The organism is Bacillus cereus group sp. N11 (assembly GCF_016483605.1).
GTDB classification, from domain to species: Bacteria; Bacillota; Bacilli; order Bacillales; family Bacillaceae_G; genus Bacillus_A; species Bacillus_A toyonensis.
The window spans coordinates 1-16822 of record NZ_JAEHBN010000029.1; the positions used below are offsets into that span (position 1 = coordinate 1).

The following is a 16822-nucleotide window of genomic DNA, read 5'->3' on the forward strand; positions in this document are numbered from 1 at the left end:
ACTTCTTGCGTTCCATTCGTAATGTTTTCCGCTGGCTTTTCTTCTTGTTTTCCTGCTTCTAACTTCACAAACTCTAACGAAACATAGCCTTCTTTTCCTTGATAGCTGATTTTCGCCCAGCCGTTTGCTTTTCCTAGTACTGTTACTTTTTCACCATTTTTTAAGTTTCCTAGAACCGAGCTACTTGTATTCGCCGCGCTTCTTACTCGGAGACTTGTCGCATTGATCGTTCCTACTTCTTGCGTTCCATTCGTAATGTTTTCCGCTGGCTTTTCTTCTTGTTTTCCTGCTTCTAACTTCACAAACTCTAACGAAACATAGCCTTCTTTTCCTTGATAGCTGATTTTCGCCCAGCCGTTTGCTTTTCCTAGTACTGTTACTTTTTCACCATTTTTTAAGTTTCCTAGAACCGAGCTACTTGTATTTGCCGCACTTCTTACTCGTAAGCTTGTCGCGTTAATTGTTCCTACTTCTTGCGTTCCATTTTTAATCGTTGCATCTGATGTTTTCGGTTGTTCCGGCTTTTTTATCTCTTCTGTGTTGCCATCAATTTTCACAAACTCTAACGATACATAACCTTCTTTTCCTTGATAGCTTATTTTTGCCCAACCATTCGCTTTTCCTAGTACTGTTACTTTTTCACCATTTTTTAGGTTCCCTAAAACCGAGCTACTTGTATTCGCTGCGCTTCTTACTCGTAAGCTTGTTGCATTGATTGTTCCTACTTCTTGTGCTCCATTTTTGATTGTTGGTTGCAGTTGCTTTTGGCCAGAAGTGTCAGGTGTTTGAATTGCATCTCCAAATTTTAAAAACTCTAAAGATACATATCCCTCTTTTCCTTTATATTCAATCTTTGCCCAGCCGTTCGCTTTTCCTAATACCGTTACTTTTTCATTTTTTTGAACATAGCCAATCATTGAACTACCTAGAGTTGGACTATTACGTACATTCAAACGAGTTGCCGTAACAATTCCCTCTTCTTTTTGTCCATTATTAATCGTTAATTGTTGTTTTTGTTCAACGTTTGGATTTCCATTCGAAAATCCTAAAAATTGTAATGTGACATACCCCTCTTTTCCATCATGAGAAATTTTAGCCCATTCTTTTTCCTTACTTAAAACTTGTACATTTGTTCCCTTTTTTACTGTTCCTATAACTTTCCCTTGAGTTGTAGGTTGTTCACGTATATTTAAATTTGTTGCATTTACTGTCGCTAAATTATCACTTTCTGCAAAGGCATGCGTCGAAATAAAAGATGTTGCTGTCGCTAGAAATGTACCTGTTATTATTTGTTTTGTTGTTTGTTTCATAATTTTTTATAAGAATATAAGAAATCCTATATTCTTCAGCCCTCCCTTTTTTATTCTTCTTACTATTAATCTTAACATATCATTCCGAAATATTTATTTTGAATATCTAAATATAGCCATAAAATTTGTGAACATCTTATCTATATAGTTTTTTGCATAAAACTATATCTCCTATGAAATATTACAAAGGGATGTATTTTAGATGGAATATTAATTTTTCAGGAGGAAAACAATGACGAAAATCTTCATTTTAGCATCAACACTTTCTTTATCTTTTTTTAGCGGCTTGAATATCGGTAATGCAGCCACGGAAAACTTCTCTCCAACAAACGCTATTGTACAAAACAGCGATCATTTAGCAGAAGGAAACTCAAAAGATAATAATAAACCTCCAGGAAGCAACGGTTCTGATGGCAGCGGTTCTGGTGGCAGTGGTTCTGGTGGCAGCGGCTCTGATGGCAGTGGTTCTGGTGGTAGCGGCTCTGATGGCAACGGTTCTGGCGGTAGCAGTTCTGATGGCAGTGGTTCTGGTGGCAACGGTTCTGGTGGCAACGGTTCTGGTGGCAATCGAGTTAAGGGCGATAGCAGTTTGCAAGATGGCAAAGGCTCCCAAGATGGCAATCGAGTTAAAGGGGATAGCAGTTCACAAGGTGGTAACGTAAAAGATAATGCGACAAAACAAGGTGATAAGTTACCTAATACTGCAGCACATTATCCTGCATCTATTTTAATAGGACTTTCAACATTCCTAATTGGTATGTTATTGTTTATTCGCCGTAAAAATGCAAAATAAAGACCAACATCCTTCCATCTAAAAAATACATGAAACCAATATAAAACTAAAAAGGGCTTTGGATTGCAGTTTATTATGCAACCCAAAGTCCTTTTGGCATCTATCAGAAAGCGTATTAATATGCTTTTCCCCAATAGACCATGTGCTTTGCTTCTTTACTACAGCAAATACATTCGTCAGCTAAATGTTCTTGCTCAAAAGGCATACAACGTGAAGATACTCCAACTTCTTCTTTTAATTTCTCTTCACAAGCTAGTTCTCCACACCACATCGCCTTAATAAACCCTTGCTTTTCATCAGCTGCTTTTTTCATCTCTTCGAAATTCGTCACACTATACGAATTCTCATCGCGAAATACTTTTGCTTTATTAAATAAAGAATGATGAATTTCCTCCAGTAATGATGGAATGCGTTCTTCTAATTGATCCATTGATATACATTCTTTTTCTTTCGTATCTCTTCTTACAAGTACAACTTGATTCTTTTCAATATCCTTTGGACCCACTTCTAATCGAATTGGAATTCCCTTCATTTCATACTCATTAAATTTCCAGCCCGGTGTTTTAGTGCTAGCATCTATTTTTACACGCGCAACCTTCTGAATACGTCCTTGTAACTCTGTTGCTTTTTCTAACACACCTTCTTTATGCTGAGCAATAGGTACAATAACAACTTGTACTGGAGCGACTTTTGGCGGTATTACAAGTCCGTTATTATCACTATGGACCATAATAAGTCCACCTATCATTCTCGTTGATACACCCCACGAAGTCTGGTGTACATATTGCCACTTACCGTTACGATCTAAAAACTTAATATCAAATGCTTCAGAGAAATTCGTTCCAAAGTTATGAGATGTTCCTGTTTGAAGTGCTTTTCCATCATGCATTAAACTTTCAATCGTATAAGTTGCCTTCGCTCCCGCAAACTTTTCTTTTTCTGTTTTTTGTCCTTTAATTACTGGTATCGCTAAGTATTCCTCACAGAAAGAGGCATATAGATTTAAAATATTTAACGTTTCAGCTTGCGATTCTTCTGCCGTTTCATGAATCGTATGGCCTTCTTGCCATAAAAATTCAGTCGTACGAAGGAATGGTCTCGTTGTCTTTTCCCAACGAACTACTGAACACCACTGATTATATAACTTTGGCAAATCATTATATGATTGAACAATCTTTGAGAAATGCTCACAGAATAAAGTTTCCGATGTAGGACGTACACAAAGTCTTTCCGCTAACTTTTCATCCCCGCCATGCGTAACCCATGCTACTTCAGGAGCAAATCCTTCAACATGATCCTTCTCTTTTTGCAATAAACTCTCTGGGATAAACATTGGCATATACACATTCTCATGACCAGTTTCTTTTAACTTTTCATCCATCACTTTCTGCATATTCTCCCATAAGGCATAACCGTACGGACGCAGAATCATACACCCTTTTACACTTGAATAGTCAACAAGTTCAGCTTTTTTTACAATATCGGTATACCACTGCGCAAAGTCCTCTTCCATCTTCGTAATGGCTTGCACTTGTTCTTTTGCCATAGTCAGTCTTCCTCCTTTTAGAAAATACAAAAAAGCCCGCGCCCCTAAATAGGGACCGAGCTTTGCCGGCGTTACCACCCTGATTCATACACAAAAATTGTATATGCTCTCTTTTTGATAACGGGAATTTCCCGCTGCATATGCAGAACTCAAAGGTAGGTTCCATATCGCCCTTTAAGAATCTTTCAGCCAAACGGATTCTCTCTCTGCAAAAAAGGTTGGACATGTACTAGTCCTTTTTCAGCGTTATAACGAAATAAATTTGTTGATTATCATAATACAAATTCTTTTTTAAAACAATAGCTAATTTTCTTATTTTTATATATTCTTTTCATTTTTTGTAGTTTTATACGTAGCTCTTTCGAACGATTTTCACAAGTTGATGTGCAACCATACCGATAAGTGTACCAAGTAGAACGAAGAAACAAATAAATCCATATCCCATTCCTTCCCACCCACCAATAGCTATCATTGTTACAGGAAAGAAAGCTAAACAAAGAAGTACTAAACTAAGTGAAAATATAATATCAAACTGTTTGTCTGGAAAACGTTTCTTTAGTAAATATGAAATAGCAAATACTAGGAGAATCGTGATTCCACCAATGATGTAAAAAATACCAAATCCATCTAGCCAGTCCATAGTATTCCCTCCTTTCATTGAATCCCTTATACTTATTATATGTTTAATTTTTCTGAAAATAAATAATAAATTTTATTCAGAAACATATTTTTATTACTAGGTATTAATAGTAATATATAAGAATAGGTTTTATATAATTAGGAGGATTACTTTATGGATAAAGCATTAACTAATCGTGTCATTATTTTATCATTCGACTGTTTATCAGCTTTAGATTTTCCTATACTACAAAAATTACCTAACTTCCAATCTCTAATAAAAAAGGGCGCGGTTGTAGAAAAAGTAGAACCAATTTATCCTTCTGTAACATATCCAAGCCACTCAACAATCGTTACTGGAAACTACCCTAATAAACATGGTGTTGTTACCAATACTTTACTTCAACCAGGACGTGAATCACCAGATTGGCATTGGTACCGAAAATCGATAAAAGGAACAACATTATATGATGAAGCACGCAAAGCAAATTTAACGACAGCAGCCCTTCTTTGGCCTGTTACTGGAAGAGCAAACATTGATTACAATTTACCGGAAATCTTTCCAAATAGACCGTGGCAAAATCAAATTTTAGTTTCATTATTTAGCGGTAGCCCGCTATACCAATTAGATTTAAATCGACGGTTCGGTCATATACGAAATGGATTATCACAACCTGAACTCGATGATTTCGTTCTTGCTTCTGCTGTACATACAATTCTTACAAAAAGGCCTAATGTCATGTTTGTGCATTTCACTGATTTAGACACACAAAGACACTATCATGGCTTTGAATCTAACGAAACAATAGCAGCTATCCATAGGCACGACGAACGTCTAGGAAAAATTATTCATGCATTAGAAGAAAGTGGAATATACGAAGAAAGTACAATTATTGCCCTTGGTGATCATAGCGCTTTAAGTGAAAACAAATCAATTCAATTAAATGTGCTATTCCATCAAAAAGAGCTTATATCTCTAAATAAAGAAGGTAAATTAGTAGACTGGAAGGCCTACTGTCAAAGTTGCGACGGTTCTGCCTATTTATATGTGAAAGACAAAAACGATACGGATACCATTCGGGAAGTACAACTACTTCTTGAAGAACTGCTTCAAAATAAACAAAATGGCATTGAATTTATACTTCATGATGAAGCGGCGAAAGAATCCGGTGCAGATGGTAATTGTTTATTTATGTTGGAAGCACAAGAGGGGTATTATTTCACTGAAAATTATACCGGTGATTTTATAAAAGAAATTACTAAAAAAGATGTTACTTCTAGTAAAAAATATACATTTGGAACTCATGGTTACTCCCCAACAAAGCCTAACTATGAAACAATTTTTATCGCTGCTGGAAAAGGTATTCAAAGTGGCGTTACAATCCCGTATATGAGACTTATTGATGAAGGTCCGACTATCGCAAGATTACTCGGTTTGCACTTAGGCGAAACAGACGGATCCATTATAGAGGATTTACTACAATTGTAAAGAACTGTGTATATATGTAAAAGTTATGTAAAAATCATCACTGTTTCTCTTTTTATAATTTTTATTTTTGTACACTGTTAGTAGAACAATTTAAGGGGGAACATTATATGAAAAAAATGTCCAGACAAGAAAAAAGCTGGATATTATATGATTGGGCGAATTCGGTATATTCGCTCGTCATTACAACTGCACTATTCCCAATTTACTTTAAAGCAGCTGCAAAAGAAGCTGGACTATCTGGTGCAACTTCAACAGCATATTGGGGATATGCAAACTCATTCGCTACACTTTTAATTTCTATACTTGCTCCTATTCTCGGCACAGTTGCTGATTATAAAGGGTTTAAAAAACGATTTTTCACATTCTTCTTTGGACTCGGCATCGTATTTACAAGTATGCTAGCAGTCGTCCCAACATCCCAGTGGTACTTATTACTAGGTTGCTATATGCTAGCACTAGTCGGTTTTGCTGGAGCAAACATTTTTTATGATGCATTTTTAGTAGATGTTACCTCTAAAGATAGAATGGATCGAATTTCTACACGAGGCTTTGCATTAGGCTATATTGGGAGCACAATTCCTTTTATCGGTTGTATCGCTCTTATTATTCTTGCTCAAAAAGGCACTATCCCTTTATCAGTCGGCATTGCCAGTCAAATTTCATTCGCAATAACAGCTCTTTGGTGGGGATTATTTACAATTCCAATGCTAAAAAACGTAGAGCAAACACATTATATTGAACGCCATCCAAGACCAATTGCAATGAGCTTCAAACGCCTTGCTGATACTTTTAAAAATATTAAAGAATATAAAACAGTCTTTATGTTCCTAATCGCCTATTTCTTCTACATTGACGGGGTCGATACAATTATTACTATGTCTACCGCTTACGGAACAGATCTCGGTATTAGTGCAACGAATCTATTAATCATCTTATTTGTCACACAAATTGTAGCTTGTCCATTCGCTTTATTATACGGAAAATTATCAGAAACATTTACAGGGAAAAAAATGCTATATGTTGGTATTATTATTTATATCATCATTTGCACATATGCTTATTTCTTAAAAACGACACTCGATTTCTGGATTTTAGCAATGTTAGTTGCCACTTCTCAAGGTGGTATTCAAGCACTTAGTCGTTCCTATTTTGCAAAACTAGTACCTAAAGAATCGGCAAATGAATTCTTCGGATTTTATAATATATTTGGCAAGTTTGCCGCGATCATGGGTCCAGTATTAGTCGGTGTTACAACGCAATTAACGGGAAAAACAAACGCTGGTGTCCTTAGTATTATCGTATTGTTTATTATCGGTGGATTCTTATTAACTAGAGTTCCTGAAAATGATACACCCGTTACACCACCTAATCCGAAAACTAAAACGCTATAAAAAGAAGATCCCCTTCACACAAGAAGAGGATCTTTCTTTATTTTTAACGATAACGCTTTACAAGTAAAAACTCTACAGCTGGCTTTACAACTCTAGCAGCACATAACGTAAGTAAAAGCGGTACATCATGAAAATCTATCCATTTATTAAAACCTACCGATGCGAAAAAAAACCAAAAAATAAATACAATGCGTACATAATATGTAACATTTGCACTTGTTTTTCATACATGTTTTTCTAAATCTTTCTTCTCCTCATTTGCCCCTTCAACATTATGCGATGCTACAAATAAATAGTGCATACCAGTTTACTTGAAGTTCAATTAACCAATAGTAAAGTGCAAAATGCTAGCATACTTATAACTACTAATGTCGTAACTAAAAGACTTATTTTCTCTTTCCCCTACAGCTTATACAAAAATAGTTTATCAACAGTTGTTCCCAATACTTCCGCTAAACGAAAAGCTAACGCTAAGCTTGGATCATATTTATTATTCTCAATTGCATTTATCGTCTGTCTTGATACGCTACACTTATCAGCTAATGCACCTTGTGAAATATTATTTTCAGTGCGCAATTCATAGATTTGATTTTTCACATCGTTTCTCCTAACCTGTAAAATTATTTTTACAACATCAGTATATAGTTGGTACATTTCATTGTCAAAAGATTCCCATAGGAAAAGGGAGCAGTTCTGCTCCCTTACAATAGCTATTTCGAAGCGAATGAATTCGTTAGTTCCTCTTTATTAGCAACATCTTCTTTATCTAGTTGCATACGTAAAACCGGTCCTATCGCTAATAAAATAAGTGACATCGCTATACAAAATACAATAACTAATGAAGTCATTTCCTTCAATCCTCCAGCTAGTGATGTTCCAATTAACATTGCCCCCATAAACATTGGTAAAATGGTTCCATTTACTCTTCCAATCATATTTTCTGGTACAAGTTGAATCATAAGCGTACCGACAACGATATTAACACAAGCTAAACAAATACCTGTTCCAAATCGCATCAAACTAGTAATCCAAAATGATGTGGACAACCCTTCGACTAAAAATGAGATTGCTAATATACTCATACCAAATACAAACATCTTTTTCGGGTTTACTTTTGAAGCGAAAACCGCAGCAACAATACCACCGATTAGCATACCTATTCCATCCGCTGCTGCTAAATATTGAACTGCTTCCTTTTCCATTCCAAGACGTTCTATTACAAGAAACACCTCTAACGGATTCGTTAATCCAACAGCTAAGCCCATAATTGTGAAAGTGATCGTAATCATACGTAAATTTTTCGTATGAAGAACGTATTTCCATCCTTCTTTTATATCATTTTTTAATGATTCCTTCACTGCTTGCTCTTGTTCAATCCATTTCGGTAAAAATGAAAGGGCGATAGCAGATAATAAAAATAAAATGATTAAACTATATAGTGACGTAAATAAACCAAGTTGTGTATACACAAGCGATCCTACAACTGGTCCGAAAATCATAAACAATGACTGTAATGTTTGGTTAAATGCAATCGCATTTGCTACCTGTTCTTCCTTTACATAGCGCTTAAATATGCGTGAAGATGAAGGCTGAGAAAACTGACCTACAATTGCGGAAACGAGTGTCGCAAAAAATATTGCCTGCCAGTAATCAATCTTTAACAATAAAACAATCCCTATAATAGACAGTACACTTAACACATCCCCAGCAACCATTGTTCTTTTCGGGTTCCAGCGATCTGCTAAGGCGCCACCAATGAAAGAAAAAATAAAAATAGGTGCATATTCCATGACCGATAATAGTGACACTGAAACTGGATCATTATTCGTCCGCTCCATTATGAAATACAATAGGGCCATATTTCTGATCCAAATCGCAAATTGTTGTAAAATATCGGATGCCATAACGAGCATAAATGCTCGATTTTTAAATAAAGCTTTCATTTCCGCTCCTCCTTTTATAAACCGACCATTCGGTCTAATTCGTTTTAAAAGAAAAGCCGCTGACTTATTATTCAGCTGCCATCCCTTTTAACAATACATCTATTGCCTTTTTATAAACTCGCTTTAACTCGTTATAATCTAGCTCATAGTAAAGCACTCCAAGCCCTGATAATAAGCCATGTACAATATACATCAAATCGCGCGCATTTTCTTCACGAAACTCTCCAGACTGTATACCTGTTTCGATTAATCTCTCAAACATAACATATGATTCTCTAGTTAAAGCTAATAATTCATCTAGAACCTCTTTGCTCACAACTTGGCTCATAGAAAATTCCTCTATTGCACTCGAAATAGGTTGTTGTATATCCTCTACATAATATTCTGCGAGACCATATAATTTTTCAATACTAGTACTATACAACTTCTCTTTTTCATTCCATTTTTCAAGCCAATCATACGTATGCTGTTTTACTACAAATAAAAATAATTCTTCTTTACTTTTAAAATGGTAATAAATACTCCCTTTACTTCGCTCTGTAATTTCACAAATATCTTCCATAGATGTGGCTGCATAGCCTTTTTGTGAAAACAGATTTTCTGCTTTGTATGCAATTTCCTTCTTTATCTCTTCTGCGCTTTTTCTCATACTCACACCTCTTTAAACCGACCGTTCAGTCTAATGATAACAAATGAAAAACCTCTTTCGCAAGAGGCTATATTCCTTATTTACGAAAACGTACTTTCAAACCAAGTTCGGATCATATGTATTGTTCCAAATTTAAATCCAAGTTTAACAAGAAATACACCTCCAGCAACTAATAAAAACAATGCTATTTTCCCTTTATTTTTCACTTTCGGTTCCCTTCCCATTTCTATTCTCCTAATCATGTTAAAAATATTAAACAAACGTTTATTTAACTGTTAGTGTGCGTATGTAAGCCAACTAATCAAACGTTTGTTTAAAAAAGAAATACGCCTATATAAGGCGTATTCTTATCAATCACCGCCACCACCGCAACTACCTCCACTATCTCCTCCAAAAGACCCTCCACAGTCATGTGAACTGCTATCATGTGAGCTGTCATTATTATCAGATCCAGCAAAGAAAAAAAGCGGTGATGAGTTATTAGACGAATTATGTATGTTATTTTGTTTCGTAAGGTTTACTTTCTTTTTATTTGATCGAACAGCTATTACAATTATTCCAATGACAACAAATAATAGTATGACAATAATAAATTCCATATAAAAACCTCCCTAATTCTCGAATAATTGAATGGTTCTCTCTAAATTTTCAAGTGAAATAAAGCGCGATTCACGAAGGATCTCTTTTCCATTATGAAATAACAAAATTGTCGGCCCTGTAAATACTGCATATCGCCCCGCAACTTCTTGCATGTCTTGTAGTAATATCTCTATTTTCTCTACGTAATCATAATTCTCTAATACGTAATTTACTTTCCTTAACATGACATCACAAACACCACAATTTTCTGTTTTAATAAATAGAAGTACTAATTGCTGTTCTTCAATATATGTTGCTAATTCTTCTATCGTTTCAAATGTATTCATCTTATCCCTCTTAACTTAATTTACGAAATGCTGAACTATCTTTCTCTTTTCCATTACCTGCTGAAAACACAACGTTTTTGCTGTTAACCCTTCTTGTAATTTTTTCCTCTCTACTTCATCATAACAGTAAGCAATTAAATCTTCTATTTTTAATATATCTTTTGTAAGTCCATTTCTGCTGGAATCATTCCCGCATTTTTTAAATTTTATAGCTCATCCTTAACTCTAGAGGTACCATTAAAAGATCTTCTAATTGTAGTGGTTTTCCTTTTCCCGAAATATAATCCAAATCACCATTCCAGATTGCTTGTCGAACCTTTTCTTCAGCAATGTTCAAAAACACATCCACACTATCCTCTTTCTTACATATTTTTACTATTATTTTATATGAAATTTCACCATCTTACCACCCCATTACAAGTTGACTTCATACAATTTTTTCTCAAATTTATTTATAATAAGCTATTTTCTTCCTCACCGGTCTTTCATTTTCATATGCAGTTTGTATTAAAGCCTTTTTGTATTGAGAAAGTCTTTCTTCATACAATAAAGCGTTTACACTAAATCTTACATTTGTTACGATTTAATCACCCCAGCTCCCTTGTATAGACTTCGTGATGTCTGATCATTTTTATCTAGACGTTTCATATGTCGAGATTCACTTTGATTTATCGGCAAATGCCTTTAAATATATCTTTTACCTTGAAAGGGGAAATGACTATGAGGTCAAAAAAATTCACATTACTATTGCTATCTCTACTACTCTTCTTACCTCTTTTTCTCGCAAATTTTATTACTCCAAATCTCGCATCAGCAAATTCACCAACGCAAAACCAAAAAATTATTGGGTACTTTCCTTCGTGGGGCATCTACGGACGTAATTATCAAGTTGCAGACATCGATGCATCAAAGCTCACTCATTTAAACTATGCGTTTGCTGATATTTGCTGGAATGGAAAACATGGAAATCCTTCTACACATCCCGATAATCCAAATAAACAAACATGGAACTGTAAAGAATCTGGTGTACCATTGCAAAATAAAGAAGTTCCTAATGGTACTCTCGTATTAGGTGAGCCCTGGGCTGATGTCACAAAATCTTATCCAGGATCAGGTACCACTTGGGAAGATTGTGATAAATATGCCCGTTGTGGCAACTTCGGAGAATTAAAACGACTAAAAGCTAAATACCCTCATTTAAAAACCATTATTTCCGTCGGAGGCTGGACTTGGTCTAATCGATTTTCTGATATGGCAGCTGATGAAAAAACTAGAAAAGTATTCGCAGAATCAACAGTCGATTTCCTACGTGCATACGGATTTGACGGCGTCGATTTAGACTGGGAATATCCAGGTGTTGAAACGATTCCTGGTGGTAGTTACCGTCCTGAAGATAAACAAAATTTCACGCTCCTTCTTCAAGATGTCCGAAATGCTTTAAATAAAGCCGGTACTGAAGATGGAAAACAATATTTATTAACAATTGCTTCAGGGGCAAGTCAACGTTATGCCGATCATACAGAGTTAAAGAAAATCTCTCAAATACTCGATTGGATTAATATTATGACATATGATTTCCACGGCGGTTGGGAAGCAACTTCTAACCATAATGCCGCATTATATAAAGATCCGAATGATCCAGCAGCTGATACGAAATTTTACGTAGATGGAGCTATTGACGTTTATAAAAATGAAGGTGTACCAGCTGATAAACTCGTATTAGGCGTACCATTTTACGGACGTGGTTGGAAAAGTTGTGGAAAAGATAATAATGGGCAATATCAACCATGTAAACCAGGTAGTGATGGCAAACTAGCATCTAAAGGTACTTGGGATGATTATTCTACTGGTGATACGGGTGTTTATGATTACGGTGATTTAGCAGCGAATTACGTAAACAAAAATGGTTTTGTACGCTATTGGAATGATACAGCTAAAGTACCTTATTTATACAATGCTACTACAGGCACATTTATTAGCTACGATGACAATGAATCTATGAAATATAAAACAGATTATATAAAAACGAAAGGTTTAAGTGGAGCAATGTTTTGGGAACTTAGTGGTGACTGTCGCACAAGTCCAAAATATAGCTGTAGTGGTCCAAAATTGCTTGATACGTTAGTAACCGAATTACTTGGTGGACCTATCAGTCAAAAAGATACTGAATCACCAACGAACGTAAAAAACATGGTGGTTACTAATAAAAACTCAAGCTTAGTCCAATTAAGCTGGACTGCATCTACTGATAATGTAGGAGTTACTGAATATGAAGTTACTGCTGGGGAAGAAAAATGGAGTACAACATCAAATAGCATTACAATTAAAAATTTGAAACCTAATACGGAATACACTTTTTCAATACTAGCAAAGGACGCTGCCGGGAATAAATCACAACCTAATTCTATTATTGTAAAAACTGATGATGCTAACACAACGCCTCCTGATGGTAATGGTAAGGCTACATTTTCAGTTACTTCAAATTGGGGAAGTGGCTATAACTTCTCAATTGTAATTAAAAATAACGGCACAAGCCCTATTAAAAACTGGAAGTTAGAATTTGATTATAACGGCAATTTAACACAAGTTTGGGATTCTAAAATTAGTAGTAAAACAAATAATCATTATATAATTACAAATGCCGGATGGAACGGTGAAATTCCTCCTGGTGGATCCATTACAATAGGAGGTGCAGGAACAGGTAACCCTGCCGAACTTTTAAATGCCGTTATTAGCGAAAACTAGACGTAACATTCTTTAATTGTTTCACTAAAGTTTGAATTTAGGTTTGAATAATCTTTCCTAAATTCAAACTTTTAATTTTGCGAAAAATCACAAATTAAAATTACAATAACCGATTATAATTATATTTAGTTTTCAATATGAAGTTTGCGTGAAGTTCATCTGAATTTTACATGAATTTCCTTTAATTTCTATTGTCTTCCCATACTAATCACCTTATTCTTTATATATAGGAATAATTTTCATTCCATTTCAAGCTATCTATATATACAAAAAAGATAGTTGCCTATTAGGGAAAGGCGTCTAATATTATTATAAATATAAACATAATCGCAGAAAAAGCACGCTTATAAGCGCACCATAAGAGTGCTTCTTCATACAATTCTCATGTAAGAGTTCTCGAAAATCATGTTAATCACAAAGAAAAGGCCGTAGCTTATATAAGCTACGGCCTTTTCTTTGTGATTATTTTTAAACGTTCCATTCTTCGATATTCCATACTTTCGTTATCCACGTTTCATAGAAAGAAGCTCATGTGAAACGATTAAAACTGTTAAAAGACTTTTTCTATTTTTTCATATAAGGAGCTAATACACTTAAAATTTCTTCCTTATCCTTCTTTAACTCCAATGATGTTAACATATCCATCGTTCGAGGACGAGGTAATTTCACTTGCACTTCACCAACTATTGATGCTGGTCTTTGAGATAAAATAAATACGCGATCAGAAAGTAAAATTGCTTCATCTAAGTCGTGTGTAACCATAACAATTGTTTGCTTTTCTTGATGCCAAGAATTTAAAAGCCAACTGTGTACTTCCATTTTTGTAAATGCATCTAATTTTCCAAAAGGCTCATCAAGTAGCATAATTGGCTTCTCACATAAGTATGTACGAAGAAAGCTAATTCTTTGGCGCATACCACCAGATAATGCATCAGGATAATGATCCGCATATTCATCTAACTCAAACTGCTTTAATGCTTCCATTCCTTCTGTTAACCTTTGTTTTTTAGATTTCCCCTCAATTTCTAATGGAAGAACAATATTTTGTAAAGCCGATCGCCACGGTAATAATAAATCTTGTTGTGGCATATAGCTTACAACATCTTGTTTTCTCACATGTTCCTCATTATAAAATACCTCTCCACTCGTTGGCTCTTCAACACTCGCAATCATATTTAACAATGTGCTTTTCCCACAACCACTCGGACCGACAAAAGAGACAAACTCTCCCTCCTGTATAGAGGCACTAATATTTGCTAATACATTCTTTCCATCGAAAGATTTCACAATATCTTTTATTTGTAATCCGCTCATTTTTCACTTGGAAGGAATTCATTTGTAAAAGCATCTTTTACATCAATTTTCTTTTTAATAACTTTGTTGTCGTATAAGAAATTCATGTAATTCGTCCAAACTTCTTCCTTCTGTACTCCCCAGGCTTTTGCATCATCTTGATACTTCGTACTTAACCACTTTTGACTTTCTTGTACTAATTCCTTATTCACATCTGGAACAGCTTTAATTAAAATATCAGCAGCTTCTTTCGGCTCTTTAATTGCAAAATTATAACCTTCTGTCGTTGCAGTCATAAACTTTTTCACGAAGTCTTTATCTTGCTTCGTATGTTTTTCACTCGTAATAATAACAGGACTATAGAAATCAAGCGCTGGATCTAAGTCTTTCACCATAATCGTATTTAACTCTTTTCCTTGACGCTTCGCTTCAATGCCATCCCATCCATAATAAATCCATTCAAAGTCCGCATCACGACCGATTGATTTGAAGAAGTCTGTTTGTCCTAAGATGATTTTTTCGACTTTATTAAAATCAGCTTGATGTTTCTCCATAATTGTTTTTAACGTCGCTTCTTCTGCTGGTCCTCCCCAGCCACCATAACGTTTACCTTCAAAGTCTTTCGGTGACGTCATATTCTCTTTTTTTAGTGATGCAAAAGCAGAGGTATTATGCTGAATAATTGCACCAACAGAAACAACTGGGATTCCTTCAACACGAGCTAATGTTACATTTTCCTGTGCGCTTATCGCAAAATCTGCTTTCCCAGAAGCAATCATCTGCTCTGCTGTGACATTATCACCAGGCTGGATAATTTCTACATCAAGCCCTTGTTTTTTGTAATAGTCTTTCGTTTTCGCTACATATAAGCCAGTATGATTCGTATTTGGAAACCAATCTAAAACAACTTTTACTTTTTTATCTTTACTTGCACTTTCTTCTTTCTTCGCCGGATTACACCCAGCCACACTTACTGCTAATAAAGCAGCTAACATAATTTTTAAACCTTTTTTCATTTTCTGCCGTCCTTTCTATATATCCATGGTGCTGTTATTCTTGCCATAAACTCCACGATAAAATACAGGCATAATGTCACCATGACGATAATTGCTGCAACACCAAATACTCGAGCAGTTAAAAAGGATTTTGTAGCTCTCGTAAGCATAACCCCTAACCCTTCACTTGCACCGAGCCATTCTCCGATAATTGCCCCCATCACGCTATATGTAACTGCAATTTTTAAACCCGAGAAAAAGTATGGGAGCACTGCCGGAAACTTTACTTTCTGGTAAATTTGCCATTTCGTTGCTTTCATTGTTTGCAACAATTTCAACATATTTTTATCTACAGTTTGAAAACCTTCTAAAATACTAAGCGCAATTGGGAAGAAACAAACGAGTATGACGACCATTACTTTCGGCAACATCCCATATCCAAACCAAATAATAAATAACGGTGCAAGTACAACGATTGGAATCGTTTGCGAAATAACGAGCAACGGATTTATTAAAATACGAAATAAAGGTATCACGTCCATAATAATTGCAATACTCGTCCCAAGTAAAATCGCAAAAAATAGTCCGATTATAACTTCCTGCAGTGTTTGCATCGTATTTGGTAATAGTAAATCCTTCATTCCAATTAATTCTTGAACAATGGCAGAAGGCTTTGGTAAAATCCACGGTTCGATTTTAAATAATGAAACAGATCCTTCCCATATCGCAATGAGAAGGATAAGCCAAATTGTTGTAATAAGTTTAGATTGCTTCTGGTTTTGCATATTCATCACGGTACTTCCAAACCTTTTCATCTATCGTTACACCAGTGCTTGGACGATAATGGATTTTAATAGAAGTAATCACTTCTTCAGCTCCAGCATCGACGCAAGCTTGCTGCGCACGTTTCACGACATCAAGAAGTACATCTAATTCTCCTTCCAACGTTGTTTCCATTGCTCCTACTTCATAACGAACTCCCGATTGTTGTACAACTTCAATTGCTTTATCAACAACAGAATATACATCTTTTGTTTTTGCTTGCGGTACTACTGAAAATGACATTGTAACTTGTTGTGACATAATAAAAATCCCCCTTATAAAATATGTTTCCAAAAAAAGAA

General features: G+C 35.3%; 17 protein-coding genes, 2 pseudogenes and 1 other annotated feature. Of the genes and pseudogenes, 4 read left to right on the forward strand and 15 right to left on the reverse strand.

What is annotated here, in order from left to right; all coding sequences use genetic code 11:
* Window positions 1–1310, reverse strand: a 1310-nt coding sequence (locus JDS98_RS28075) for an SH3 domain-containing protein (protein WP_199634539.1), incomplete at its 3' end; no start/stop codon positions are given.
* Between the two features lie 232 nt (window positions 1311–1542).
* On the opposite strand from JDS98_RS28075, the gene JDS98_RS28080 reads away from it, so the two are divergent.
* Window positions 1543–2103 (forward strand): LPXTG cell wall anchor domain-containing protein, encoded by a 561-nt coding sequence (locus tag JDS98_RS28080; RefSeq protein ID WP_199634540.1) that lies wholly within the window; start codon window positions 1543–1545, stop codon window positions 2101–2103.
* A gap of 115 nt (window positions 2104–2218) precedes the next feature.
* On the opposite strand, the gene proS is transcribed toward JDS98_RS28080, so the two are convergent.
* Both proS and JDS98_RS28090 read right to left on the reverse strand, forming a co-directional pair.
* Window positions 2219–3649, reverse strand: a complete 1431-nt coding sequence (proS, locus tag JDS98_RS28085) for a proline--tRNA ligase (protein WP_199634541.1) — start codon at window positions 3647–3649, stop codon at window positions 2219–2221.
* Window positions 3650–3696: 47 nt separating this feature from the next.
* Window positions 3697–3902: a binding site (T-box leader), on the reverse strand.
* Between the two features lie 93 nt (window positions 3903–3995).
* Window positions 3996–4289 (reverse strand): YesK-like family protein, encoded by a 294-nt coding sequence (locus tag JDS98_RS28090; protein ID WP_000383863.1) that lies wholly within the window; start codon window positions 4287–4289, stop codon window positions 3996–3998.
* A 153-nt stretch (window positions 4290–4442) separates the two neighbouring features.
* Here JDS98_RS28090 and JDS98_RS28095 point away from each other — a divergent pair, with 153 nt between their 5' ends.
* Together JDS98_RS28095 and JDS98_RS28100 are read left to right on the forward strand one after the other, a co-directional pair.
* Window positions 4443–5756, forward strand: a complete 1314-nt coding sequence (locus JDS98_RS28095) for an alkaline phosphatase family protein (RefSeq protein ID WP_199634542.1) — start codon at window positions 4443–4445, stop codon at window positions 5754–5756.
* A 107-nt stretch (window positions 5757–5863) separates the two neighbouring features.
* Window positions 5864–7147 carry an MFS transporter gene (locus JDS98_RS28100; protein ID WP_000738837.1) on the forward strand — a complete coding sequence of 428 codons (1284 nt, stop codon included), beginning with the start codon at window positions 5864–5866 and terminating at the stop codon, window positions 7145–7147.
* 43 nt (window positions 7148–7190) lie between these two features.
* Here JDS98_RS28100 and JDS98_RS28105 read toward each other — a convergent pair.
* The 8 genes and pseudogenes from JDS98_RS28105 to JDS98_RS28140 form a co-directional block, all read right to left on the reverse strand.
* A pseudogene (locus tag JDS98_RS28105) lies at window positions 7191–7501 on the reverse strand (hypothetical protein).
* Window positions 7502–7549: 48 nt separating this feature from the next.
* On the reverse strand, window positions 7550–7801 hold the full coding sequence (locus JDS98_RS28110) for a helix-turn-helix transcriptional regulator (RefSeq protein ID WP_073990719.1): 252 nt from the start codon (window positions 7799–7801) through the stop codon (window positions 7550–7552).
* Between the two features lie 56 nt (window positions 7802–7857).
* Window positions 7858–9090 carry an MFS transporter gene (locus JDS98_RS28115; RefSeq protein WP_000645354.1) on the reverse strand — a complete coding sequence of 411 codons (1233 nt, stop codon included), beginning with the start codon at window positions 9088–9090 and terminating at the stop codon, window positions 7858–7860.
* 67 nt (window positions 9091–9157) lie between these two features.
* Window positions 9158–9739, reverse strand: coding sequence for a TetR/AcrR family transcriptional regulator (locus tag JDS98_RS28120; RefSeq protein ID WP_001231936.1), 582 nt, complete (start codon window positions 9737–9739; stop codon window positions 9158–9160).
* 80 nt (window positions 9740–9819) lie between these two features.
* On the reverse strand, window positions 9820–9963 hold the full coding sequence (locus JDS98_RS28125; protein ID WP_000532279.1) for a hypothetical protein: 144 nt from the start codon (window positions 9961–9963) through the stop codon (window positions 9820–9822).
* Window positions 9964–10089: 126 nt separating this feature from the next.
* Window positions 10090–10338 (reverse strand): hypothetical protein, encoded by a 249-nt coding sequence (locus JDS98_RS28130; RefSeq protein WP_000394360.1) that lies wholly within the window; start codon window positions 10336–10338, stop codon window positions 10090–10092.
* Between the two features lie 12 nt (window positions 10339–10350).
* A complete protein-coding gene (locus JDS98_RS28135) occupies window positions 10351–10665 on the reverse strand; it encodes a thioredoxin family protein (protein WP_001091216.1) in 315 nt (104 codons plus the stop codon).
* Window positions 10666–10680: 15 nt separating this feature from the next.
* Window positions 10681–11014 (reverse strand): annotated as a pseudogene (locus tag JDS98_RS28140) (DnaJ family domain-containing protein).
* Window positions 11015–11385: 371 nt separating this feature from the next.
* On the opposite strand from JDS98_RS28140, the gene JDS98_RS28145 reads away from it, so the two are divergent.
* Window positions 11386–13410: a glycosyl hydrolase family 18 protein gene (locus tag JDS98_RS28145; RefSeq protein WP_199634543.1), complete on the forward strand. Its 2025-nt coding sequence runs from the start codon at window positions 11386–11388 to the stop codon at window positions 13408–13410.
* A gap of 564 nt (window positions 13411–13974) precedes the next feature.
* On the opposite strand, the gene JDS98_RS28150 is transcribed toward JDS98_RS28145, so the two are convergent.
* The 4 genes from JDS98_RS28150 to JDS98_RS28165 are packed head-to-tail and all read right to left on the reverse strand — an operon-like array spanning window position 13975 to window position 16781.
* Complete coding sequence (locus JDS98_RS28150) at window positions 13975–14724, reverse strand: ABC transporter ATP-binding protein (protein ID WP_000016055.1); 750 nt, start codon at window positions 14722–14724, stop codon at window positions 13975–13977.
* A complete protein-coding gene (locus JDS98_RS28155; RefSeq protein ID WP_199634544.1) occupies window positions 14721–15719 on the reverse strand; it encodes an ABC transporter substrate-binding protein in 999 nt (332 codons plus the stop codon). Before JDS98_RS28155 ends, JDS98_RS28150 begins: the two co-directional genes overlap by 4 nt.
* On the reverse strand, window positions 15716–16489 hold the full coding sequence (locus JDS98_RS28160) for an ABC transporter permease (protein WP_140158441.1): 774 nt from the start codon (window positions 16487–16489) through the stop codon (window positions 15716–15718). The genes JDS98_RS28155 and JDS98_RS28160 overlap by 4 nt, the downstream gene beginning before the upstream one ends.
* Window positions 16461–16781: an MTH1187 family thiamine-binding protein gene (locus JDS98_RS28165; protein ID WP_000082906.1), complete on the reverse strand. Its 321-nt coding sequence runs from the start codon at window positions 16779–16781 to the stop codon at window positions 16461–16463. The genes JDS98_RS28160 and JDS98_RS28165 overlap by 29 nt, the downstream gene beginning before the upstream one ends.
* Between the last annotated feature and the right edge of the window lie 41 nt (window positions 16782–16822).

What these genes read in the sequence shown, in the direction of transcription:
- JDS98_RS28165 (WP_000082906.1), bottom strand. Translation starts at nt 16,781, where the DNA reads ATGTCACAACAAGTTACAATGTCATTTTCAGTAGTACCGCAAGCAAAA.
- JDS98_RS28150 (WP_000016055.1), bottom strand. Translation starts at nt 14,724, where the DNA reads ATGAGCGGATTACAAATAAAAGATATTGTGAAATCTTTCGATGGAAAG.
- JDS98_RS28155 (WP_199634544.1), bottom strand. Translation starts at nt 15,719, where the DNA reads ATGAAAAAAGGTTTAAAAATTATGTTAGCTGCTTTATTAGCAGTAAGT.
- JDS98_RS28115 (WP_000645354.1), bottom strand. Translation starts at nt 9,090, where the DNA reads ATGAAAGCTTTATTTAAAAATCGAGCATTTATGCTCGTTATGGCATCC.
- JDS98_RS28110 (WP_073990719.1), bottom strand. Translation starts at nt 7,801, where the DNA reads ATGTACCAACTATATACTGATGTTGTAAAAATAATTTTACAGGTTAGG.
- proS (WP_199634541.1), bottom strand. Translation starts at nt 3,649, where the DNA reads ATGGCAAAAGAACAAGTGCAAGCCATTACGAAGATGGAAGAGGACTTT.
- JDS98_RS28090 (WP_000383863.1), bottom strand. Translation starts at nt 4,289, where the DNA reads ATGGACTGGCTAGATGGATTTGGTATTTTTTACATCATTGGTGGAATC.
- JDS98_RS28095 (WP_199634542.1), top strand. Translation starts at nt 4,443, where the DNA reads ATGGATAAAGCATTAACTAATCGTGTCATTATTTTATCATTCGACTGT.
- JDS98_RS28080 (WP_199634540.1), top strand. Translation starts at nt 1,543, where the DNA reads ATGACGAAAATCTTCATTTTAGCATCAACACTTTCTTTATCTTTTTTT.
- JDS98_RS28160 (WP_140158441.1), bottom strand. Translation starts at nt 16,489, where the DNA reads ATGAATATGCAAAACCAGAAGCAATCTAAACTTATTACAACAATTTGG.
- JDS98_RS28145 (WP_199634543.1), top strand. Translation starts at nt 11,386, where the DNA reads ATGAGGTCAAAAAAATTCACATTACTATTGCTATCTCTACTACTCTTC.
- JDS98_RS28100 (WP_000738837.1), top strand. Translation starts at nt 5,864, where the DNA reads ATGAAAAAAATGTCCAGACAAGAAAAAAGCTGGATATTATATGATTGG.
- JDS98_RS28120 (WP_001231936.1), bottom strand. Translation starts at nt 9,739, where the DNA reads ATGAGAAAAAGCGCAGAAGAGATAAAGAAGGAAATTGCATACAAAGCA.
- JDS98_RS28135 (WP_001091216.1), bottom strand. Translation starts at nt 10,665, where the DNA reads ATGAATACATTTGAAACGATAGAAGAATTAGCAACATATATTGAAGAA.
- JDS98_RS28125 (WP_000532279.1), bottom strand. Translation starts at nt 9,963, where the DNA reads ATGGGAAGGGAACCGAAAGTGAAAAATAAAGGGAAAATAGCATTGTTT.
- JDS98_RS28130 (WP_000394360.1), bottom strand. Translation starts at nt 10,338, where the DNA reads ATGGAATTTATTATTGTCATACTATTATTTGTTGTCATTGGAATAATT.